Below are 22,984 nucleotides of genomic sequence, written 5' to 3' on the forward strand. Positions count from 1 at the left end.
TTGAATACTATTGAAACTGTAGCTGTCATCGGACTGGGCTACATCGGTCTGCCGACCGCGGCGATTCTGGCCGGAAATGGCGTCCATGTCATCGGGGTCGACGTCAACCTGGAGACGGTCGAGTCCGTCAACCGTGGTGAGGTCCCCTTCGTCGAACCCGATCTGGCGTCCTACGTGGCCGGCGCTGTGAGCCAGCACAAGCTCAGCGCATCCGCTGAAACACCCGTTGCACAGGCGTACATCGTGGCCGTCCCCACGCCTTTCAACGCCGACCACACCGCGGATGTAACGTACATCAAGGCCGCGGCGCGTGGCATCGCCCCCCAGCTTGTTGGTGGAGAGCTTGTCATTCTTGAGTCCACCTCGCCTCCTGGAACCACGCAACTCCTTGGGGACTACCTCGTCAGCCTGCGGCCAGATCTGAGCCTCGACGGAGCCGATGGCAAGCCGTCGATCCATGTGGCCCACTGCCCGGAGCGTGTGTTGCCCGGCCGGATCATGATCGAACTGGTCACTAACGACCGTATTGTTGGCGGCCTGACGCCGGCGGCAGCCGAGCTCGCCAAGGCCCTGTACGCCGTCTTTTGCCAGGGCGAGATCCTCGTCACCGATGCCGCTACAGCGGAAATGGCGAAACTGGTCGAGAACTCCTACCGGGACGTCAATATTGCCTTCGCGAACGAGCTTTCGATAATCAGCGACAAGCTGGGCATCAACGTCTGGGAACTCATCAAACTTGCCAACCACCACCCCCGCGTCAACATCCTGCAGCCGGGTCCCGGAGTGGGAGGCCACTGCATCGCCGTCGATCCCTGGTTCATCGTGGCGGCCGCGCCGGAAGAAGCACAGCTGATCCGGCAGGCACGTGAAACCAACGACTCGAAGCCCGACTGGGTAGTCCGGAAAGTCCTGGAAGCTGCGGGGGATACAGTTTCACCCAAGATCGCAGTCTTGGGCTTGGCGTTCAAGGCCAACATCGACGACCTCCGGGAATCCCCTGCAGTGGCAATCGTGCAGCAGTTGAGCGCTAAGTTGGACGGCGCGGAACTTCTGGTCGTGGAGCCCCACGTGGATAGACTTCCCCGTCAGCTCGCTGGCCTGTCCAATGTCTCCCTGCACGACTTGGGACCGGCTGTCGCCGGCGCAGACGCCGTACTGCTCTTGGTCGACCACGATGACTTCAAAGAAATGGATGTCAGCGCCTTGGCCGGCAAACCGCTTATCGACACCCGCGGCATCTGGCAGTAGGTAAGCATCCACAGAGGGACAGGCAGGACAGGGAATGAAACATTCTGATGAAGTGGCGCAGACGTCGGCGGTAAATCTGGCCAAGCGCAGGCGATACACGCAGGATATTGACTCCCTGATCCAAGATTACGAGCGGCTGGTCAAACGCTCCGCCCGGCAGACGCGCAACATCGACGACCTCGAAAAGCACCTGCGGGCCATGCAACGTGCCCGTGACGAATTCAAGGGGAAGTTCTCAGCTGCAAGCAAGGAGAACGTCGAGCTCAAGTCCACGCTCCGGCGGCTGCGTACGTCCGCAAGCCTTCGGCTCGGGAAGCTAATTATCCGGCCCGTGCGGGCGCTCTTACGACTCCCCTCGCTCCTGGCGTCGTTGATTCGGTCCATGCCGGGCTTCAATGCGACGCCGTCTGCCAGGGCGGAACGGGTCCAGGACGCTCGCGTGGCACCAGGCCCGGAGGAGAAGGCGTCCCCGCCAACCGTTGTCACGTCTGCACCGGATGCGGGCCAAACGTCAGAGCTGCTTCAAAGCGAGTTCAGGGACTCTCCCTCTCGCGGAACGTTTCTAAAGCTGGTAATGCATGAGTACTTTGTCCGCGGCGCCATAGCGTCTCCGGCGGCGATAATCCTCGACAACGGTGAACACCTTGCCGACGTTTCGGCGACCGAACGGCGGATCCTCGACAACATTCTGGGCCAGCACGCCCTCCTGCAATCAGGACTGTTTTTGTCTCCTCGCCAGCCCAACCCCGGGTACTTGGTTGAGCAAGGCCGGGTAATGTATTGCGCGCACAGCACCGGACACTTCAACAGCAACGGTTATTCGACCCGGACAGCCGGACTCGTGGCCGGACTTCGCGCCAGCGGCGAGGACGTCGTGGTGGTGGCGCGGCCCGGCTATCCCTGGGATTCGGTGACTGATGTGCCGGCCCCGGGGCAGCAGCGGTTTGAGCGTGACGTCGCCGGCGTGTCACACATCTTCAACCCCGGCCCGGATCTGAGCGCTGACCGTCTGGACCACTACCTGATGGACGCAGCTGATGTTTTTGTCCGGGAAGCCCAGCGCAACCGGGTAGCCGTCATCCACGCCGCGTCCAACTACGTAACGGCACTTCCAGCGCTGCTCGCGGCCCGCCGACTGGGGCTGCCCTTTGTTTACGAGGTCCGAGGGATCTGGGAGATCACGGAACTTTCCAACAAACCGTGGTGGGCGCAGAGCGATCGCTACCGCTTGGCCGTGCAGCTCGAAACCTTTGTGGTCCAACAGGCTGACCGGATTCTGGCGATCACCACCCAGGTTCGAGACGAACTGGTTCGTCGGGGCGCGGACAGCTCGAAGATTGGGCTGCTGCCCAATTCCGTTGACCCGGACAAGTTCAAGCCCATGCCGCCGGTCCGTTCGCTCCGCGACAAGCTGGGCTTGCCAGAAGAATCGATTGTGATGGGGTATGCCGGAAGCCTAGTCGCTTATGAAGGTCTTGGCGATCTCTTGGCGGCCACGAAAATCCTTCTGGATCGGAACCTGGATGTGCGGCTGGTGATCGTTGGAGACGGCAAGCAACTGCCCGAGTTGAAGAAGTCCGCCGTCGACTTGGGAATTGACGAACGTGTAACCTTCACCGGCAGGGTGCCCGCGAAGTCCGTCGCCGACTACCTGAGCCTCTTCGACGTCATGCCCTGTCCGCGGCGCCGGTTTCCCGTGACGGAAATGGTCTCCCCGCTTAAACCCCTCGAAGCTATGGCCAGCGGCAAGGCCGTTGTCCTCAGTGATCTGGGTCCCTCACGGGATCTCGCTGGGGACAGCGAGCAACGGGCTTTGCTGTGTCGGCCGGGTGACCCGGACTCCTTGGCGGACGCCCTCGAGCGGCTGGTGGCCGACCCCGACCTTCGCACCTTAATAGGTCGCCGCGCGCGGCTCTGGACCATTGAAGAGCGGACCTGGACGATGACGGCCCGGGCAGCGGCCCGGGCTCACCGTGCCGTCCAGGTTGTCTCGTCAGCGGATCCCGCTCAGGGACTCAAGACCCAGACGATTGGCATCATTGCTGACCAGTTCACTCTCGAGGGTCTTCTCCCGGAAGCGAAGTTTGTCGTTCTTCGGCCCGAGACGTGGCGTGATCAGCTGGAATCCCAGCCGATTGATGCCTTGCTCGTCGAGTCAGCGTGGGAAGGTGTGGAAGGACTCTGGCGCCAGAAAGTGGGCTACTACGGAGAGGAGTCGTTCGCTGTCCTGAAGTCACTGCTCTCGCATTGCAACGCACAGCGTGTGCCGACAATTTTCTGGAACAAGGAAGACCCCGTCCACTTCAACAGGTTCAGGGTTACGGCGAAACACTTTGATCACGTATTCACAACGGATGCCGACTCCATCCGAAAGTACTTGTTGGGCGCAGGCTCCAGGCTGAGGACAGTTGCGTCACTGCCGTTTTATGCTCAGCCCCGGCTTCACAACATCCTGCCCTCAAAACGGCCGTACGAGCATGCCGTTACTTATGCCGGTTCGTACTACGGAGACAAATACCCCAAACGTTCAGCCGAACTTTCCCGACTCTTGACCGCCGCCCGAGACTTCGGACTCGCGGTCTATGACCGGCAGCACTTGAACCCCGACAGTCCGTATCGGTTCCCGCCCGAACTCGACAGATTTGTTAGGGGTGGGCTGAGCTATCCGGACATGGTGGACGCCTACAAGGCTTACCCGGTCCACGTGAACGTTAACTCCGTGGACGCATCTCCTACGATGTTCTCGCGCAGAGTAATGGAAATCGCGGCTTCAGGCGGTGCTGTTGTCAGCGGCACTGGTCGAGGAGTGCGGGAAGTCCTGAACGGTCTGGTCCCCGTCATCAAAGGAACGGACGAAGCCGAACTGCTTATGGGCGAGTGGATGGCCAACGAGGACATCCGGGCACGCGACGCCTGGCTGGCCTACAGGCTCATCCACCGTGGTCACACGGCGGCCCACCGGCTCGCATATATGCTCCGAACCGCAGGATTGGTTGTTCGAGCGCCGGAACCCCCGTCTTACGCCGTGTTCCTGGACGAGGCCAGCCCGGAGAGACTCGCCACTCTTCGACTGCAAACCGTGCAACCACACCTCATCTTCAGTCCGGGCCAGGGCGGTCCAGGGAACACGAGGAGATCTGACGACTTCGCCCACGCACGTCAGCAGGCAGCAGATGCCGGCGTGGATTTCCTCGGCACCCTACCCTCGAACCTTGGTGACCGGACGGTCTTCGAAGATCTCCTCACGGCCGCGACTTTTGGCACCTGGAACAGCATCGGCTTCACCGAGGCCGAACTGAATGTCAGCGGTCTGGGACTTGCCCAGCCTGTGCGCCCTGACATCGGGCTGCCCCGGCTCGAAGCCGTCCACCAGGTCACTCCGTCGACAGACCTCGCCATGCGCCGTCCGCTGGTCCGCGGGCACGAACCGAACCTTCGGGCTGAAAGTGACACCGCCGCCAAGACGGTGGTCATCGCAGGACACGACTTGAAGTTCGCAACAGGAATAGTCGATGAACTCACGCAGCGCGGACACAAAGTCCTTCTTGATCGCTGGCTAGACCACAACAAGCATGATGTGGAGCAGAGCCAGGCGCTGCTTCAGGATGCTGACGTTATCTTTTGCGAGTGGGCACTTGGAAATGCCTTGTGGTACTCCTCCAACAAACTGCCGCATCAACGGCTGGTGACAAGGGTGCACTCGCAGGAACTTTTCAGACCGTTCTTGAAGGACCTTCGGTTCCGGAACATCAACTCCGTGATTTTTGTCGGGCAGCACATTGCAGACATAGCGATGCGGGACCACAATGTGCCGCGAAACAAGTTGATAGTCGTGCCGAACCCGGTCGACACTGACACACGCCCTGCCACTAAGTCCGATGGCGCTCGCTTCTGTATTGGACTGGTGGGGATAGTACCAGCGCAGAAACATCTTGATCGGGCTCTGGATGTGCTCAAGGCTCTGCGCACGGTGGAGCCCCGTTACCGGCTGTTCCTGAAGGGCAAACGGCCGGAGGATTTCGCCTGGATGGCGGGCCGCCCTGAGGAAATGCAGTATTACGAGCAGCAATACGCGCGGATTGTCTCCGACCCCGATTTGGCAGGCGCTGTCACCTTCGATCCGCACGGTGACGACATGGCGGAGTGGTACGAAAAGATCGGCATTGTGCTCTCCGTGAGTGACTTCGAGTCATTCCATCTGACCCTGGCTGACGGTGCAGTTGCGGGCGCCGTGCCCGTCAGCCTGGCTTGGCCAGGATCGGACCAGATTTATCCCACCTCATGGCTGGCCGCCAGCGTCCCGGAAATGGTTGAGAAGATCATAACGGCCAATAGCTCTGCGGAGAGCTGGCGTGAAGCCGCTTCGCTGGCCAGGGCGTTTGTTGACGAGCGGTTCAATAATAGGGACGTACTTGCTGTTCTTTGCGACCAGATATTGGGTGCGGCCGCTGGAACTGATCGTGGACGCTAACTCGTTCGTCGTTGCTCAGGACTACTTGGCTGAATCCTTCCGGGCGGCAGTTGAAGCGGAATTGGGGCCATCAGTCCGTCGGGGAAATACTAGCGGGCAGTTGGAGCAGCCACCTGAGGTCAGTGATGCCCTTTCTGTTGAGTGCCAGGTGGCTGCGGACAATACCTGGGGGCTGAAAATTTCCGTGCCCCAGGGGGCCAGGGTTGTTGCGCATGGTCATAGTGTCGCGTTCTGGTTAGAGGACGTGCAGCTCGCTGAATTGCACGTCGAATCCACGTCGGCTGCCGCCGTCTCTGTTTCACAACCTTCGTCGCAGAATCAGCGCGTGGTCCTCGGCGGACACGGCGGCGAAATCAGGATTTCCTTGAGGTTCGACGGGTTCCTGCTGAAGGATCGCGGAGTGGGCAGGGCGGGTCGGGGCTGGCGTCGGCATGAGTCTGGACGGTCGCTCAACTACATTCTGGAAGGCCCTGTTTCCGAGCAGTCACCAAAAAAGCTCCTCGTTGTATTTTCAGCCATCGGAGCCGAATATGACTTTACCTTCAACTACCGCGCTACGGTCGAAGGTAACAATTTGTCTAAGGCGTTCGTTTTGGATGATTTTGGGCGCCAGGGTTCCTACTACTGGGTGGATCACGGGGACGACTCGATATTTCTTGAGACGCAAAACTTCCTGACCCAGTTGGTAAATGAACTGGATGTCGATTTGAGTGACGTCATGTTTGCAGGTTCATCGAAGGGCGGGACGGCTGCCCTGTTGCACGGCGTCACGCTGGGGGTAGGGCGAGTATTACTTGGAGCTCCCCAGTACAGGGTCGGCGACTATCTGTTCAATGCGGCGCCCCGGATCCTGAACTTCATGACGGGGGAAGCCTCTGAAGAATCCAGGCAGTCCCTGAACGAATGGGCACGGGGGATTCTGCTCCGGGGACAGCGACGGACAGCGATCCGAGTGGCCGTTGGTTCAGGCGATCACCATCTGGCCTCCCATGTGGGACCGCTGACGGACGACGCCCGGGACGCAGGCTACAACGTCTCCAGCCTCGTCCTCCCCGGCGTCCCGCATAGCAAGATCGGGTGGGTCTTCAAGCACCTGTTGGCGGCGGAGGCCCTGGATTTCGAACTCGGCACCCGGCAGGACCCACTGCCGTATGCATTTAACCGGAGCAATGAGACTGTGACTCTGCGCTGTTGGCCCGCGCAGGGGGAGAAACTAGCCGTTCATCTTGTTGGAAAGACGTCTGTCCTTGAGAAGCGTCAGTACTCTGAGGACGTTCAGTATTCGTTTGTGCTGCCTCCGAACGAAGGCCACGTGCGGGCGAGGGTCTTCCGCCGCGACGCCTCGGACTCCGTCCAGGCCTTCACCACGCACTGGGTCTGAAAATCCGTTGTTAATCCTGAGCTGAAATTGCGTCTTCTGCCGCCAGGATTCGGCGTCGTATCCCAGTCACGGCAACTAGTCTCTAGAAGGAACTTCAATGGGAAGCTTCACTCGGCACTACCAACAGGCGCACAGTGAAACCGGTGAGGTTTAACCGTTCGCAACTCAGTCCATTAGGGATCGACAGCAATGCATGAGGCTCAGAGCCGGCCGGCGTCCACTTACCCCGTCCTCGGACGAAGAACGGTACTGACCCTTGCCCTTGCGGCCGGAACCGGCGCGGCACTCGGACGCCCGGCCACAGGTGCGAGCGCCGCCGTCGGATTGCAGTCCCTAGACACCGCCAATGGACCCGTGATTTCCCTGACCACGATCGGAATAGAACCGTCGGTTGTCCTCAGGCGCTACGGCAACGTGTTCTCGAGCGTTCCGGACCCGACGGCCAGTTTCTTCCGAACAGGCGGGGGAAGCCTCAAGATCGCCGGCGGGTGCACCGGACTTGCCGACCAGCTCCAAATTGTTGACGCGGCCACTGGAATTCGGGAGAAATCGCTCACGCCTTTTCCCGGCCAGGGCGGCGGCGTCGGTAATGCCTCGTACGAAGCGGTCACGGGCTCCTTGTTGGCGTTCGGAGCGGACAGCACCGTGAAGCGGGTGGCACTGTCCGGGACATTTGTTGATGCCTATGCCGTGGCTCCGCAGTCGACGAATGCATCGTTTGCCGTTGCTACCGATTCCAAGGGGCGAGTCTGGAACGGTAATTACCCAACGGGGAACGCCACACGATTCGATCCCGTCACCGAGGCAACCCTGCATACGGCACGTCTTCGCGCTGACACGCAATACGTTCGAGCTCTGGCCATCGATGCCGCCGACAACGTATTCGCAGGCACCGGCGTACAAGCACCGTCCATCTTCACTTGGCACACGGACAGTCCGGATAAGGTACGTGAAATCCGGATACCGGATGCTGCAGCGAAGGGGTTTGTGCAGCGACTGCGTGCGCACGGCGACCTCCTTTTTGTGTATTTCGACGGGGGCGACGGACAGGTCAAGTTCAGGGTCTACAAAACATCAACAGACACCTGGATGTCTGTACCTTGGGCGTGGATGCCCTCCGGAATGACCAGCGCATCATCACACGGCAGACCGGATGTCTACGCCGTGTGGAACACAGTCGGCGTACACAAGCTCATGCGTATCAGCGCGGGAACCCTGGAAGCATCATTTGTGTGCCTGGTTCCGGACACGGCCAGGGCTATGGATCTGGAGGTCTCGGGCGCAGACACCCTGGTGAACATTCTTTGCGGGGGAGAAGGCCAGTACCGATCCGTTAGGGTTTCCGTCGGTGGGCAATCTGTCCTGCGAGACGTAAGAGTGGATTTCGCAGCCCAGACCTTCAAGCTGCAGGGCCTGCTGGCCTCGGCATCCGAGAACAAAATCTACTTCGGCGGTTATACCGGCGATGGAATCGGCAGCGTTGAAATCTCGGCCCGTACAACATGGAGATCGGCCCACGGGACAGGCATCGGGCAAATTGAAGGCATGTTTGAATACGACGCCAGCACGACCTACGTGGGTTCCTACACCGGCGGGGTGCTCTTTAGGTTCAATCCTCAAACCAGGACTGCCACGAAACTCATCGAACTGCGGGACGTCTATAATCAGTCCCGCCCCATCGCATGGGCCTATGCAGGAAACAGGGTGGTGGCCGGAACCATTCCCGAGTACGGGCATACAGGTGGTGCCCTTGCATTCCTGAACCCTGCAAATGATGCAGACATCAAGGTGGTCAGTGGCCCTGTCCCGGGACAATCCGTGCTGGGCCTTGTGGGCGAAGGGGACATTGTCTACGGAACAACCGGAATCAAGGGCGGTTACGGCGCCCCGGACGACACCAAACCCGCCCATGTGTTTGCCTGGAACGTACCGCAGGGGAGACTCCTCTGGAAACGGGCTCTAACGGGCGAGGTCGAGATCAACAGCCCAATACTTGTTCGAGGCGTGCTTTACGTCAGCACGAATAACGGAATCTTAAGGCTCAACAAGGGCAGCGGCTCGGTAGTTGCGACCTACCGGCTCCTCGACCGCTCCGCACCTGCCGGGTACAAGACGAGCACCATCGCTTACCTCCCCAAGGCAAACGGTATCGCCCATCTCTGCGGCGGCACGGTGACATTGCTGAGTACCTCCCGGAATACCCGGAAGGAAATCCTCCGCGGCGCCTACACCGAAATGGTCGTCAACAAGCAAAGCCGGCTGTTTTTTGCTGAAAACGGTACCAATGTGGTTGAAATCGATGCGGTGCAAAAGCCCACGATACGTTCGACCGCGGACCTGGTCTCGGTCGGCCCGAACGGATGGCTGTACGTTTGCCGGTCCTCAGGCAATGGAGCATACGGCGGCCCGATTCGAGCCGACTCCGGATTTGGCGGTTTCGTGCGATCCGCGCATGTTGTGGACTGGAACGGCGATGGAACCCTGGACGTGCTGACGAACCGTGCTGACGGGTCCCTCCAACTCCATCGCGGCTTGCCGGAGGGCGGATTCTTGCCTCCGACGGTTCTGGTGAACACCGGTTGGGACGCGGTTAATCTGACCGTAGGAATGTGGGGCACGGCCCTGTCCGTCATCGCTGCAGATGCCAGCGGGCTCCTCAAGGCGTGGCCCGTACTCAGCGCCGGCGCCTTGGGGTCACCCACTACAATCGGGTCCGGCTGGAAGGGAAGAAAAATGGTGCTCCTCGTTCCCTCACGGTCGAGCGCGGCGGCGCTGATCGTCAACCAGGCCGGCTCGCTGTACCGATACTCCCGGACGTCCGGAGGAAGAGTAACAACCAGTCCGGTCCGGCTCAGCTCGGGAGGTTTCTCCGAAATGACGGCTTTCAGCCCCGTATACGCGCACCGGCCGGATCTTAACGGCATCGCCTGGCTGGATGCATTGGGAAATGTGAAGTACACGGACGTCGCCCCGAGTTCAGTGGGTCGGAATCTCAGTTACCCATTCCTCCTCAAGAGCCACAAGCTCGCGAGCACCTGACCGAGTGGATAGCGACCGCGCTCCCAGACGAGCTCGAGAGTGGGTGTCCGGTCGATGATATTTCCGTTCTTCCGCACGAATACTCGGAGCGAGCCGCACAGCCTCACCTGCTCCATCCGGCTGACACCGTCACCGACATGGGCCAAATAGCAGTGGTACATCCCCACCGTGGACGGGGAATTTGGGGTCTCCTGGAGGACAACATTGGCAAGAGATGAGATCTGGTCCAGATGGCCTGGCAGGTAGAGATCGTCGTCGCCCATGGAAATGCGGACAACTGCTGCACAATCGCCAAAGTCCAAACTTCGACTTGAATCTGCGAAGAGCCGCTCTCGCCTACCGGGTTGTTTGTTGGGGTTCTTCACACGATCGATGTGCGAGCCTTCAAGGACACCATAACCTTGGGCCGGGTGCTCATAGAAGTGGATAGTGAAGGTAGCTCGCATTCCGTTGGTGAAGCTGTTGAACGCAGCTTGTATACCGCGTCGGTTTCGGCGTCACAAAAGATCGTGTCCAGCCAGACCAACTCTACTTGTGTGCGTGTTCCGGGATCGCGGCTGACGCTTCGCGGTCAGAGACCGGATCGTCCCAAAGCTTTGAAACGGCAACGTTCTCCGGTGAACGGGGATCTTTTCCGAGCGGGCAGCCCCAATTGGCCAGGGCAAGGTCTACAAAAGGATTCAGGACCACGCGGTAGGGCATGTTATGGCCTGTGGCGAAGTGCTCGATAATTAGCCTGATATTTCCGTCGTCTGAAATCCCCGTGCACGGCTCCATGCCCCGAGATGCGGCGAAGGGTGCCAGGTGGCGCACCAAATGGTGGCCGTCGTCGTCGTTCTGGACATAGAGGATCTGATGGTCGGCCGCGATTTCGGCCGCCTGTCGGGTGGCGAGGTCAACCCTGACGCCCAACATGCCGAGCTGGCCGGCGGAGTCGAACTCGGGGAAAAGGCGGCTGAGATAGAGTCGAACCGATTTGGCCCAGTACTTTCGAATATTTGTCTGCGGATTGAATACCAGGGCCCGGCTGCCAGGAGTCTTGGCGGCGAGGGCGAGCGAAGCGAACCCGCCGCCCGAACCACCCATGAAGAGGACTTTCGTTGCCCCCAGCTGCCGGGCAGCTTGAGATACCAGCCCGGCATATCGGCTGGTGAGATCGTCCTTTGCGCTACCAGTGAACCAGGCAAGTTCCAGGTCGTCGTGGGGTTCAAGAGCAGTGTCGGCCAGGAACATCAAGTTCTCGGCTCGATTCTCCAGACTGGCGAGCCACTCGAATCTCGGTAGGCTGTATTTCTCCCGTGGCAGGGCCCCATGGCTGATGACCAACAACGTGTCGGAGTTGTTGTTCTGGATGAAGCAGCGCAGGGGATGAAGCTGATCTGGGGCGGGCGCCACGACGTGCTGAACTCGGCCCTCGTGGCGCGCGTCGAACTGGTCAACCGTGTTCCACCTGACCACCGCTGCGTGGTGGCGGTCGTCCCGCTCGGGAGTGCGGCGACGAGCGTTCGTATCATGAGGGTCGCTGTGACTTGCAGCTCGCAGCGCCAGGTTGAGTTTGGCGGCAACGGCCGCATAGACGTCATCGTGGAAGTTGTAGGGAGTCGGCCCCCACTTGTGTCCGCGCGACGTCCACGTATTCGAGTGGCTGACAACGCGCACCCCCGCGTGCCGCAAATGGTCGACGTAGCGCGCGAAGGCCGTGTTCGCTTCGGCAGACGTCAGACCGAAGGGTAGTTCTGCGTCGAGTCCGCTCTCGTCGGAATGTGCCCACGCGATATCAAGCAAATACGTGTGCGGAAGGAGATTCATCCCGGCAAGAAAAGAAACGAAACGGTCGGCCGCCGCACGCCAGAGCTCGAAGTGCACATCGTTTCCGAACGCAACCCGACGGGACGGGCCGCCGGCCGTGGCAACGCGGTTCACACGCTCAGGGGAACGGGTGATGTAGGTTCCGTCCCCGAGAAGTTCCACGCCAAAGCGCTCATCAAAAAGATCGACCAGCACAACATCGGTTTGGTGGGCCGCGGCCGCAATATCGCCGCAGAGGGACCCCCGGATGTCGGCGTTCAGTAGGCGCACTTCCGCGGGTCGCAGCGATGACGCGGGTCCGATGGTGGCCGCACTGGGTCCACTAAAGGCGCTGATCAGGGACTGGCGTGAAACGAAACCGCTTCGTCGCATCGAACCTTTTGCGGGCTCGTTTGTTAGAGCTGCAGCGGGGCCCCCGCCGTAGACGAAGACGTTAAGAGGGCGCATAAATCAGATGTGCAGGGCTAGATCGCTCGGCTGGCCATCGCCGAATTCAGACAGGCGGCTACCGAGATCGAGCATCTGGGCGATGGCCGCCACCGTACGTGCCGCGGCCCTGCCGTCTCCGTAAGGATTTACCGCGTTCGCCATCGAATCAAAGTGATCCTGGTCATGCAGGAGCCGGTCGACTTCCTTCACGATGCGCTCTTCGTCGGTACCGATCAGGGTCACGGTTCCGGCGTCCACTGCCTCGGGGCGTTCGGTGTTGTCCCTCATCACGAGGACAGGTTTGCCCAAGCTCGGGGCCTCTTCCTGCACTCCGCCTGAATCTGTGAGGACGATGTGCGACAGCGAGAGCATGCGCGTGAATTCGCCGTAGGCCAGGGGTTCCGTGACAATAACGTTGGGCTTGCCTTTGAGGGCGGGAAGCACTGCTTCGCGGACTACGGGGTTCTTGTGTGCCGGCAGGACGATTACCATATCAGGCTCGGCGTCGGCGATCCTTGCCAGAGCCCTGCCAACTCCGCGCATGGCATCGCCCTGGTTCTCACGCCGGTGGGTGGTCACCAGCAGGATCTTCCGGCCGCTGGCTGCGAGTTCCTCGAGCTGGGGGTCGGTGAAGGGAACCTGCTTGCCGACAGTGGTTAGCAGGGCATCGATGACCGAGTTGCCGGTGACAACGATATCGCTGGCATTGATGCCCTCGGCGAGGAGATTGGCACGGCTGACGCTCGTGGGCGCAAGGTGGAGGCTCGCGATTTGGCTCGTGATCTTGCGGTTGGCTTCCTCGGGGAAGGGAGAGAAGAGGTCGCCGCTGCGAAGCCCGGCCTCCACATGCACCACCGGGATTCCATGGTAAAACGCAGCGATGGCACCGGCAGTAGACGTCGTTGTGTCGCCTTGGACGATCACGGCGTCGGGCTTGTTCTCGGCGAAGAGCTTGTCCAGCCCGTCAATGGTCCGGGTCATGATGGCGGAGAGTGATTGCCGCTGCTGGAGGATATTGAGGTCGTGATCGGGGACAATGCCGAAAAGGTCATTGACCTGGTCCAGCATCTCGCGATGCTGTCCTGTGACGGTCACGACACAATCGAAGAGATCGGACTCCTGAAGAGCGGCAACGATGGGAGCCATCTTAATTGCCTCGGGACGGGTGCCGAAAATCGGCATGACTGTGGGCATGAAGGTTCCCCCCGAAAGATTTAGGCCGCGGACCTATGAAGACTACGTGACCCGCACTCCGAATAGTGAATCCCTGGCGCCGCTGAAGTTACCTCGGGCAGGGTCCGCCCCATCACTGTGGCCGCGGGTTGGTTGGTCGACGGCCGTCAAATTCAGCCTGCCAGGAACAGTGCGAGGATAAGAGCCGGAATGCTCAGTGTCACCACCACCACAAGGATTAAGGCCATAAGACGCTTCCGCTGGTACCTGGACTGCGGCGGCTTGGGAGGGCGGCTATCAGCCTTCCTCGACGGCGGACTGGCGGGAAAGGCCATGGGGTTGGTGCCCGGGACGAGGAGTTCGTCTGCAATCTCCTCGTGAAAGTAACGCCTGCGCAAATGGCGCGGAGCCGCGACCAGCGGGGGAGTAGCTGGTGTTTCGTCCACGGCGTTCTCCTCCTCATCTGATCGGGCTACGTCGGTTGTGCTGGCGTGGGCAAGCTGTCGAAACGTCCACAGCGTCCGCTTCAATTCTTGCACCACTGCCCCTTGGGCGTGTACTCCGTCCACACGGACGCCTCAACCTGGACGTCTAAGTGGCAGTGACATTTCTAGGCCGAGCAATTTTTGTCCGCTAGTGGAAAACGTTGAGAATACAGCACATGGTCTTTGTCGCCGAATATCTGGCTCCTTCCCACGAGCTCCAGCGGTCCCGGACGAAGAAGAAGAAAACCGCGCTCAACGTGCTCCTCGCCGTCGTGGCGTGAGTTCTCGTCGCAGGTGTCGGTGCAGGGATACACGCCTTCAACCTGGCCAGTAGCTTCAACACCGAGTCCCAGACGATTGAACAAGGGTTCCCTACGTCAGGGTTGGATGAGGCCAGCGGCTCGTAGCAACTTCGCTAATCCGTAGGGCGAGAATCAGGAACATCACCAATGTCTGTCTCCACGATTTCCCCGGTGCGGGAAGATCGGTCCATGAGCAATGCTGGCTCCCGCGCCGGTGGGCCGTCCTCTCGAAGGTCGTTCACGCCGGCACAAAAATTGGCGTACTTGGATGCGTATCAACGGGCCTGCGACGACGGCACCGGCGGCGGGGCTTACCTGCGCCGCGAGGGCCTGTATTCATCCCAAATCACCGAATGGCGCAAGCTCCGCGACGCCGGCGTCCTGGACGGCAAGAAGCTTGGGGAAAAGATCGGCAAACCCACTGCTGAACAGGCAGAAATCGGGCGTCTACGTCGGCAGCTTGAGGTGAGTGTACGCAAGCTGGCACGGACTGAAGCTGCGTTGTCGATAATGGAAAAAGCACGACTGCTTTTGGAGGATATCTCCGAAAGCGCGGAGCAGCAGCCCTGGTACAAGAAACCCTGATGTCCGCCTACGCCGCTCTCACCCAGGCGGACATCTCAACCAGGGAAGCGGCCGTGATTGCGGGCGTCCCCAGGGCCACGGCGACCCGCAAAGTCCGAACCCCGGCGGAAGACCCCCTGCCTGCCCCGGCACCGGCAAAATAAGCTCTCAGCGGCAGAGCGTGCCCACATCCTGGCGATCGTGAACTCGAAGGATTTCATCGACCTGCCGCCGGTGCAGATCTATGCCCGGCTCCTGGATGAAGGCATCTATTTGTGCTCAATCTCCACGTTCTACCGCGTCCTGGAGGAGAACCGGCGGGTCAAGGATCGTCGTCGACAGGCACGCCATCCGCCCGGGCCATTCCCGAACTGGCTGCGTCCGGGCCCGGACAGGTTTACAGCTGTTATGCCGACGTCGGCATAACAGCTGGGACATCACCAAATTAGCTGGCCCGATCAAGGGCAAATACTACGATTGCTACGTCATGATCGACATCAATTCCCGCTACATTGTCGGCGCCTATGTCCATGCCACGAGTCCGGCGAACTGGCCGTGGAAATGATGAAGGAAATCTTCGGTATCCATGGCATCCCACAGATCGTCCACACCGACCGTGGCACCGCCATGACGTCCAAAACAGTCGCCGCGCTGCTCTCGGACCCGGAGGTGACCCGGTCCCATTCCCGGCCTCGGGTCAGCAACGATAATCCGTACAGCGAGGCCTGGTTCAAATCGCTGAAGTTCGCCCCCACATTCCCCGAACGCTTCGGTTCCCTGCCTGACGCGAGGGCCTTCATGGCTTTGAAGCCTTCAATTTCGATAACAGCAAAGTGGTCGAGCCTGCCTTGGGCGGGGTCAACGTCAACGTGCCCGTGGCGTTCAACACAAAACAGTTTTCGTTCCCCGCGGGCAAGCAACAGCTGACCGGCGAAGAGACACTCACCTTCGTCCGGGAACGCAAAGCGTTCAGCTAAGGCGACTACCAGCGTGTCAAGATCCAGCAGCTCTTTCTGAAGGCGCTCATGACCATTTTCCTCACGGCCAACCCGGGGAAAATCAGCAGCCTCGTGGATACCGTCTCGCCCTACATCAGCGCGGAGAGTTCCTTGCATGGCGCTGCCGCCGGTGCCCGCGCAATCTCTCTTCGCGACGACGCGGCCATTGACGGCATCAGCAAGGCTCCTGCCGACGATTCGCTCCGTTCCTACTTGCGGAATCCGGACACACGAGAGGGCATTAGGGTGGACGGGTATGATTACACGTTGGTGTTGCTATGCCCAGGCGATGCTTGCGCAGAGTTCTACGACGAACACCACGACGTACCGAACTGGATTTGCCTTTGGGGGGAGACCTTGGAAACACCACATCCGGCATGCCCGCGGCTCTTAGGTACAACTGGCCTGATCCCGTTTTCCGCGCTGCCCGAAGCTGCCACCGAGAACCAGGCTGCGGCAGCCGCGGCGACATTTAGCCCATTCATGATCCAACTACTGGCCTTTCTTGCCCTGCTGGGCGGCGTTGCGTACTTCCGTGTCCTCGGCTCCAAGGGCCTCCGGCCCACTGCTGCCAAGAACGGTAGGTAGACCCACATGCCGCAGCGTCAAGCACCCAGCACCGAAAAAGAAGGCACCACCGCCGAGCTCCGAGCCACCCGGGTGACACTGCTCGCACATTCCTACTGGCCTGAGAACAGCCCGCCCCAGCGCCGATGGACGGCCCTGCTGCGGGAATTCTGTGCCTTCGGCTGGGAGTTCGATGTGGTTACTCCGGTGGCGCATTTCCCGGTTGGCAGGCGTGAGCTGCCCCGCGAACTTGCCGGACGTGCCTTCCGGCGGCAAAAAGGACAGTTCACTGAGCTGATCCGACGGGTACCGTATTTGCCTCACGGCAACTCGCACCTGGCCAGATTGCTGGATCAGTGTTTCTCGGCCGCGCTGTCGGTGCCTCTGGGTCTCTTGACGCGCCGGCCGGACGTGGTGATCGCCACGGCCCCAAGTCTGCCGATCCTCGCCGCCGGCTATGTGCTGGCCAGGCTGCGGGGGGTTCCCCTGATCGTGGAAATGCGCGACGCCTGGCCGGACCTGGCCAGGGATTCCCGGATGGTGCGTGGCCGCGTGAAGAGCATCGTCGAAATGGCGGTGGAGTTCGTCCAGAAGCGGGCCGATCTTGTGGTCACGGTGACTGAAGGCTTCGCCGACACCTTGCGGTCCCGGGGACTGAAGAATGTCACTACTGTGAGCAACGGCCTGCATGTTGACACCATTCCGTTCCTGGGATCCCCGGAGCCGGAGCGGGATGTTTTCGAGGCCCTCTACCTTGGAAACCACGGCGAAAGCCAGCGTTTGGACGTGGTAATCCGGGCCAGTGCGCTGGTGGGCGATGCCATGCACCTGCATCTCGTGGGCCATGGCACCCAGAGCCCTGCTCTGGAAAAACTGGCAGCCGAGCTTGGAGCTCCCGTGACGTTCCATCCGTCGCTGCATGGCCAGGACGTTATGGACCGCTATGCCTCGGCGGACACCTGCATTGTCTCGCTACGGGATGACTGGAAGTCGTTCGAGACCACCATTCCATCCAAGACCTATGAGGTCCTGGCCGTCGGCCGCCATGTCACGGCAGTCGTCAAGGGCGAGGCCGCCCGTATTATCGAGGATGCGGAGGCTGGCGATATTGTGCCCAGCACCCCGGAGGACGTTGCCGCGCTGTGGCGCGAACTGGCCGCGGACCGCTCGAGGCTGATCCGTTCCGATGCCAGCCGCCAATGGGTCAAGGAGCACGCCGACTACACGCAGTTGGCGGAAAAGTACATGGAGCTCATTTCAGAACTCCTGAGCAAAGCGCCAGCCACTCAGCGGTAACGCGGCTCGTCGTATCATTGGTTACGGTGCTGCCCGCTGAACCGTGCATTCCGGCCGCAGTGACACGTCCAACAGTCCGCCCGTCTCGATCACGAACCGCCGCAACCACTGCGCCAAGCTCAGCTTGGGGTGGGAGTTCACCATCTGCACGTCCGCCGTCGTGCATTGCTCCATCAGGCGCTGCGCCCTGGAAACGTGATAGCTGGACGTCACCACCGTGACGGACTTCCAGCCGTTCGCCTCGGCGATTCTTCCGATGGCGCGCGCCTCGCCGCGGGTGTCGTACTCGTCGGGCCGGAAGCACAGGAGCTGGGCACTCGGGAAAGCGGCGGAGTTGCAGGCAGAATCGGCCGCTTTGTTGCCGGGAGTGTCCGTGTGGGACAGGACCAGGACGGGGATGTTGTAGTCACGTTGAATCTGCTGCGCGACCGGCAGCCGTTCGGCCGCCGAGCCGCCGAGCATGATGACGGCATCGGTCCGGTGGACGCTCAGGGGATCCACATTGACAAAGAGCTGGAAGGCGCAAACCAGCCAGAGAAGGACGGCACCGGAAATCCAGGCAAGAATCCGAGCACCCAGGGGATTCAAGGCGGGCAACGGCGGGGGCATGCGTATGAGTCTCGCATGCAGCATGTGTTGCGGGGAAAACCACCACCGGGACGGGCGGCCGGCGGCGGCGCCCGCAAACCGGCGCGAGGCTTCGCCGTCACTCCCTCGCGGTAGCGTAGGGCTGTGCCCGATCGCCTGAATGAACCGCCCCTGAACCCTCCGCCACAGACTGCCCCACCCCTGACCGTCGCCGAGCTCTCCGAGTCGGAACTCCTCGAACGCATCTTCCCGCGCCTGCACCGCGGCCCGGCCGAAAACCCCTCGCTCATCCTCGGCCCCGGGGACGACGCCGCGATCGTGGCCGCACCGGACGGGCGGACGGTGGTCAGCATCGACACGCAGGTGGCGGACCAGGACTTCCGGCTCGAGTGGAACAACGGCTACCGCACCTCCGGCTACGACGTCGGATGGAAGGCCGCGGCGCAGAACCTCAGCGACATCAACGCCATGGGAGCCCGCGCCACGTCCCTGGTGGTGAGCCTGACCATGCCCCCGCACACCCTGGTGTCCTGGGTGGAAGACTTCGCCGACGGGCTAAGCGCCGGCATCCGCGAACTGGGCGCCCCGGACTGCGCCGTGGCCGGCGGGGATCTCGGCCGGGGACGGGAACTGGCCGTCAGCGTGGCCATCCTCGGCACCCTCGACGGGATGGCCCCGGTGCTGCGTTCCGGCGCCCGCCCGGGGGATACCCTGGCGCTCGCCGGCACCGTCGGCCGCGCCGCCGCCGGCCTGGCCCTGCTCGAGTCGGCCGTTCCCGTCCACGCCCTGACAACGGAACAACGGGCCCTGCTGGACACCCAGTGCAGGCCGCAGCCGCCGCTTGCGGCCGGTCCGCAGGCCCGTAACGCCGGCGCCACGGCCATGATGGACATCTCCGACGGCCTCGTCCGGGACGGTAACCGGCTGGCCGCGGCCAGCCACGCCGTGCTGAACCTGGACACCGCGGCGCTCAAGGACCTGGCAGAGCCGCTGCTGCCCGCCGCGGAACTGCTCGGCGCCGATCCCATGGCCTGGGTCCTCGGCGGCGGGGAGGACCACGGGCTGCTCGCCACATTCCCCGCAGGTATTCAGCTGCCTCCCGGTTTCACTGGGATAGGCTCGGTAGAAGCCCCTGCACCAACGGACAGCACGGGCGTCAAGATCGCGGGCCGGCCCGCTGACACTGGGGGATGGGATCACTTTGCAGACTAAGATTGCCGCCAACGCGCAAGCGATGAAGCGGTGGTTGGGCAAGGCGGAAATTACGCTAGGGAACCACAGCGACCGCCTGAACGCCATCAACATCTTCCCCGTCGCCGATGGCGACACCGGCACAAACCTTTACCTGACGGTCCGCGCCGCGGTCCGCGCCCTCCACGACGCAGCCACGGACACCGCCGCGATACCGCAGGTCAGCGCGGATCCGGCCCTGCATTTGGTCGGCCCGACGGATCCGGCCAAGAACGACGTCGGCGCCGTCCTGGCACGCGCCGGCCAGGCGGCGATGGAACAGGCCCGCGGCAACTCTGGCACCCTGTTCGCCGTCTTCCTCTGTGCCGCCGCCGAGCCGCTGGCCGGCCACCACCGGCTGAGCGCGCCGCTGCTGGCCGCCGCGCTGAACCGGGCACAGATCCGGGCCTGGTCCGCGCTGAGCGACCCGGTGCCGGGAACCATGCTCTCGGTGATGGAGGCGGCCGCCCGCGCTGCGGCCGCCGTTGATTCCGCGCACGACGGCGACGACAGCAACCACACGCTGGGGCTGGCGCTGGACGCCACCGTCGAGGCCGCCCTGCAAGCCGTGATCCGCACCGAGGACCAGCTCCCTGCCCTGCACGCCGCCCATGTGGTGGACGCGGGCGGCGTCGGCATGCTGCTGATCCTGGACTGCCTGCGCTCCGCGATCCTTGGCGAAGAACTCCAGGGCGAGCTCTTCGACGGCCTGCACGGCTACGACGTCCAGGACCCGCACATCCACGCCGGCATGCCGCGGGACGAGGGTGTGGAAGTCATGTGCACCATCACGCTGTCGCCGCTGGACGCCGCCATGATGCGCCAACGGCTCGACGAAATGGGCGACTCGGTGATCATGAGCCAGGTGGGCGGCGCGGCCGACGCGTCAGGTGCCTACCGTTGGCGCGTCCACGTCCATGTGCCCCACGCCGAACCCGCCGTGGCCCTGATCCGTTCCCTCGGCGAGCCCTCGGACATCTCGGTGAGCGAGCTCGCCCTGCCGGACGCCGAACCCCGCCAAGTCCCCGAACCCGCGGTACAGGTCCCCGACGGACATGAACGCTGAACTGCGCCGGGCCACAGCGGACACCGCTGAAATGAGCAACGCTGAAGTGAACAATGCCGAATTGGGTCTCGGCCTCGAACGGCGGATCGGCAAGCGCTCCGCGGCGGTCATCGAAAAACACCTCGGCATCACCACGGTGGGCGGGCTGCTGAACTACTTCCCGCGCCGCTACCTGAGCCGCGGCGAGCTGACCCCCATCAGCGAGGTCCCGCTCGATGAGGAAGTGACGCTCATCGCCCGGGTGGTCTCGAACAGCACGCGGCCCATGCGCGCCCGCCGCGGTTCCCTGACCGACGTCGTAATTTCGGACGACGCCGGAGCCCCGGGAACCGGCGGAGCCGGTGCCGCGCGGGCCCCGGGAACCGGGCTGCCGGGCACCCTGAAGGTGAGCTTCTTCAACGGCTTCCGGGCCAAAGCAGAACTCCAGCCCGGCCGGCGGGCCATGTTCTCCGGCAAGGTCACGCGCTACGGAGGCTCGCTGGGGCTCACCAACCCCGACTTCCTGCTCCTCGACGAGGACCCCGAGACCCCGGACATGGATCCGGAAAAGCTCGCGGCCATGCCCATCCCGGTCTATCCGGCCACCGCCAAGCTCACCAGCTGGTCCATCCAGAAGGTCATCGCCACACTCCTGGACACCGTGGACCTGGAAGTCCTCGGCGACCCGCTGCCGGCCGGGATCGCCGCCCGGGAGAAGTTCCTGCCCGTGGCGGACGCCTACCGGCTGATCCATGCCCCGCAGACGCCGCCGGACTGGCAGCGCGCCCGCGACCGCTTCCGCTACCAGGAGGCCCTGGTGCTCCAGTCCGCCCTCGCCCGGCGGCGCGCGCAGCTCGCTGCCGAGGAAGCTACGGCCCGCCGCCCGGTGCCGGACGGCCTGCTGACGTCCTTCGACCGGCAGCTGCCGTTCACGCTGACCGCCGGCCAGTCCGCCGTCGGCAAGACCCTCGCCGGTGAGCTTGCCCAGGACTCGCCGATGAACCGGCTGCTCCAGGGCGAGGTGGGCTCCGGCAAAACGATCGTGGCCCTGCGCGCCATGCTGCAGGTGGTGGACGTCGGGGGACAGGCGGCCCTGCTGGCCCCCACCGAGGTCCTGGCCGCCCAGCACTACGAATCGATCCGGCGCACGCTCGGACCGCTCTCCCGCGACGGTATGCTCGGCGGCTTCGGCCCCGACGCCGTCCAGGTCACCCTGCTGACCGGCTCCATGCCCACCGCGGCACGGAAGCAGGCGATGCTCGATGCCGCCTCCGGAACGGCCGGAATCGTGATCGGCACACACGCCCTGCTGAGCGACAACGTCTCCTTCTACGACCTGGGCCTCATCGTCGTCGACGAACAGCACCGCTTCGGCGTCGAACAACGCGACGTGCTCCGGTCCAAGGCCCGCAAACCCCCGCACCTGCTGGTCATGACCGCCACCCCCATTCCCAGGACCGTGGCCATGACCGTGTTCGGCGACCTCGAAACCTCCATCCTGGACGAGCTCCCGGCGGGCCGCGCGCCGATCACCACGCATGTGGTGGGGCTCGCCGAGCACCCCGCCTGGCTCGGCCGGCTGTGGACCCGCTCCCGGGAGGAGATCGACGCCGGCCACCAGGTCTACGTCGTCTGCCCCAAGATCGGCACCGACGACGACGGCGACTTCAGTCCAGGAGAGGCCGAACCGTCCGCAGCGGACCTCGACGGCGACAACGCCGCGCGCGAACTGGCGTCGGTGACCGGCGTCGTCGAACAGCTACGGGACGAACCCGCCCTGGCCGGGGTGCCGGTGGCGCCGCTGCACGGCCGGCAGGACCCCGTGCTCAAGACCGATACCATGGCATCGTTCACCGCCAACCAGACCAAACTCCTCGTCTCCACCACGGTGATCGAGGTCGGGGTGGACGTGCACAACGCCACGCTTATGGTGATCCTCGACGCCGACCGGTTCGGCATCTCGCAGCTCCACCAGCTCCGCGGCCGGGTGGGCCGCGGCGGGCTGCCCGGCACCTGCCTGCTGGTCACCACCCTGGAGCCCGGCCATCCCAGCCGCCGCCGGCTCGACGCCGTCGCGGCCACCACTGACGGCTTCGTCCTTTCCCAGGAGGATCTCAAGCTGCGCCGCGAGGGCGACATCCTGGGTGCCTCGCAGTCGGGCGGCCGGTCCACGCTGAAGCTGTTGCGGGTGCTCGAACACGAGGACATCATTGCCCTGGCCCGGCAGGACGCCCAGCGGATTGTGGCGGCCGACCCGTCGCTGGCGGCGCACCCCGGACTTGCCGAGGCGATCGACGATTACCTGAACCCCGAGAAGGAGGCGTTCCTTGAACGCGGCTAACAAAATCCACGCATCAAC

14 protein-coding genes and 1 pseudogene are annotated in these 22,984 nt (G+C 62.7%); 11 read left to right on the plus strand and 4 right to left on the minus strand.

From position 1 onward, the window contains the following. The 4 genes from wecC (at nucleotide 1) to ACZYZE_RS07020 (ending at nucleotide 10,139) form a co-directional block, all read left to right on the plus strand. Nucleotides 1-1,248 (plus strand): UDP-N-acetyl-D-mannosamine dehydrogenase, encoded by a 1,248-nt coding sequence (gene wecC / locus ACZYZE_RS07005; RefSeq protein ID WP_463907047.1) that lies wholly within the window; start codon nucleotides 1-3, stop codon nucleotides 1,246-1,248. A gap of 34 nt (nucleotides 1,249-1,282) precedes the next feature. After that, nucleotides 1,283-5,719 carry a glycosyltransferase gene (locus tag ACZYZE_RS07010; RefSeq protein ID WP_463907049.1) on the plus strand — a complete coding sequence of 1,479 codons (4,437 nt, stop codon included), beginning with the start codon at nucleotides 1,283-1,285 and terminating at the stop codon, nucleotides 5,717-5,719. Next, the gene (locus ACZYZE_RS07015; RefSeq protein WP_463907051.1) at nucleotides 5,661-7,100 is read left to right on the plus strand and encodes a hypothetical protein; all 1,440 of its coding nucleotides are present in this window, start codon (nucleotides 5,661-5,663) and stop codon (nucleotides 7,098-7,100) included. The genes ACZYZE_RS07010 and ACZYZE_RS07015 overlap by 59 nt, the downstream gene beginning before the upstream one ends. Before the next feature lie 354 nt (nucleotides 7,101-7,454). Beyond that, nucleotides 7,455-10,139: an FG-GAP repeat domain-containing protein gene (locus tag ACZYZE_RS07020; RefSeq protein WP_463907053.1), complete on the plus strand. Its 2,685-nt coding sequence runs from the start codon at nucleotides 7,455-7,457 to the stop codon at nucleotides 10,137-10,139. A 528-nt stretch (nucleotides 10,140-10,667) separates the two neighbouring features. Here the strand turns inward: ACZYZE_RS07020 and ACZYZE_RS07025 are convergent. The 3 genes from ACZYZE_RS07025 to ACZYZE_RS07035 all read right to left on the minus strand — a co-directional run bounded on the left by ACZYZE_RS07025 (nucleotide 10,668) and on the right by ACZYZE_RS07035 (nucleotide 13,996). Next, nucleotides 10,668-12,395 carry a DUF6270 domain-containing protein gene (locus ACZYZE_RS07025; protein ID WP_463907055.1) on the minus strand — a complete coding sequence of 576 codons (1,728 nt, stop codon included), beginning with the start codon at nucleotides 12,393-12,395 and terminating at the stop codon, nucleotides 10,668-10,670. Between the two features lie 3 nt (nucleotides 12,396-12,398). Continuing rightward, nucleotides 12,399-13,571, minus strand: coding sequence for a non-hydrolyzing UDP-N-acetylglucosamine 2-epimerase (wecB, locus tag ACZYZE_RS07030; RefSeq protein ID WP_463907057.1), 1,173 nt, complete (start codon nucleotides 13,569-13,571; stop codon nucleotides 12,399-12,401). A gap of 152 nt (nucleotides 13,572-13,723) precedes the next feature. After that, nucleotides 13,724-13,996, minus strand: coding sequence for a hypothetical protein (locus ACZYZE_RS07035; protein ID WP_463907058.1), 273 nt, complete (start codon nucleotides 13,994-13,996; stop codon nucleotides 13,724-13,726). Nucleotides 13,997-14,526: 530 nt separating this feature from the next. On the opposite strand from ACZYZE_RS07035, the pseudogene ACZYZE_RS07040 reads away from it, so the two are divergent. The 4 genes and pseudogenes from ACZYZE_RS07040 to ACZYZE_RS07055 all read left to right on the plus strand — a co-directional run. Beyond that, nucleotides 14,527-15,705 (plus strand): annotated as a pseudogene (locus tag ACZYZE_RS07040) (DDE-type integrase/transposase/recombinase); the annotation flags it as partial. A 29-nt stretch (nucleotides 15,706-15,734) separates the two neighbouring features. Continuing rightward, on the plus strand, nucleotides 15,735-15,878 hold the full coding sequence (locus ACZYZE_RS07045; protein WP_498049663.1) for an LCP family glycopolymer transferase: 144 nt from the start codon (nucleotides 15,735-15,737) through the stop codon (nucleotides 15,876-15,878). A gap of 48 nt (nucleotides 15,879-15,926) precedes the next feature. Next, nucleotides 15,927-16,487 carry a hypothetical protein gene (locus ACZYZE_RS07050; RefSeq protein WP_463907059.1) on the plus strand — a complete coding sequence of 187 codons (561 nt, stop codon included), beginning with the start codon at nucleotides 15,927-15,929 and terminating at the stop codon, nucleotides 16,485-16,487. 6 nt (nucleotides 16,488-16,493) lie between these two features. Further along, the gene (locus ACZYZE_RS07055; RefSeq protein WP_463907061.1) at nucleotides 16,494-17,762 is read left to right on the plus strand and encodes a glycosyltransferase family 4 protein; all 1,269 of its coding nucleotides are present in this window, start codon (nucleotides 16,494-16,496) and stop codon (nucleotides 17,760-17,762) included. A 21-nt stretch (nucleotides 17,763-17,783) separates the two neighbouring features. Here the strand turns inward: ACZYZE_RS07055 and ACZYZE_RS07060 are convergent, their stop codons facing one another. Then, the gene (locus ACZYZE_RS07060) at nucleotides 17,784-18,371 is read right to left on the minus strand and encodes a YdcF family protein (protein ID WP_463907063.1); all 588 of its coding nucleotides are present in this window, start codon (nucleotides 18,369-18,371) and stop codon (nucleotides 17,784-17,786) included. 123 nt (nucleotides 18,372-18,494) lie between these two features. On the opposite strand from ACZYZE_RS07060, the gene ACZYZE_RS07065 reads away from it, so the two are divergent. The 3 genes from ACZYZE_RS07065 to ACZYZE_RS07075 are packed head-to-tail and all read left to right on the plus strand — an operon-like array spanning nucleotide 18,495 to nucleotide 22,966. Then, nucleotides 18,495-19,562, plus strand: a complete 1,068-nt coding sequence (locus ACZYZE_RS07065; protein WP_463907064.1) for a thiamine-phosphate kinase — start codon at nucleotides 18,495-18,497, stop codon at nucleotides 19,560-19,562. A 22-nt stretch (nucleotides 19,563-19,584) separates the two neighbouring features. Then, nucleotides 19,585-20,646: a DAK2 domain-containing protein gene (locus ACZYZE_RS07070; RefSeq protein WP_463907165.1), complete on the plus strand. Its 1,062-nt coding sequence runs from the start codon at nucleotides 19,585-19,587 to the stop codon at nucleotides 20,644-20,646. A 31-nt stretch (nucleotides 20,647-20,677) separates the two neighbouring features. Then, entirely contained in the window at nucleotides 20,678-22,966 is a 2,289-nt protein-coding gene (locus ACZYZE_RS07075; protein ID WP_463907166.1) for an ATP-dependent DNA helicase RecG, read from the plus strand. Nucleotides 22,967-22,984 lie beyond the last annotated feature (18 nt).

This window comes from Pseudarthrobacter woesei (assembly GCF_055412745.1).

Coding starts and splice junctions, on each gene's coding strand:
- ACZYZE_RS07010 (WP_463907049.1), top strand. CDS start 1,283: ATGAAACATTCTGATGAAGTGGCGCAGACGTCGGCGGTAAATCTGGCC.
- ACZYZE_RS07025 (WP_463907055.1), bottom strand. CDS start 12,395: ATGCGCCCTCTTAACGTCTTCGTCTACGGCGGGGGCCCCGCTGCAGCT.
- wecB (WP_463907057.1), bottom strand. CDS start 13,571: ATGCCCACAGTCATGCCGATTTTCGGCACCCGTCCCGAGGCAATTAAG.
- ACZYZE_RS07050 (WP_463907059.1), top strand. CDS start 15,927: ATGACCATTTTCCTCACGGCCAACCCGGGGAAAATCAGCAGCCTCGTG.
- ACZYZE_RS07055 (WP_463907061.1), top strand. CDS start 16,494: ATGCCGCAGCGTCAAGCACCCAGCACCGAAAAAGAAGGCACCACCGCC.
- ACZYZE_RS07060 (WP_463907063.1), bottom strand. CDS start 18,371: ATGCCCCCGCCGTTGCCCGCCTTGAATCCCCTGGGTGCTCGGATTCTT.
- ACZYZE_RS07070 (WP_463907165.1), top strand. CDS start 19,585: ATGAAGCGGTGGTTGGGCAAGGCGGAAATTACGCTAGGGAACCACAGC.
- ACZYZE_RS07075 (WP_463907166.1), top strand. CDS start 20,678: ATGAGCAACGCTGAAGTGAACAATGCCGAATTGGGTCTCGGCCTCGAA.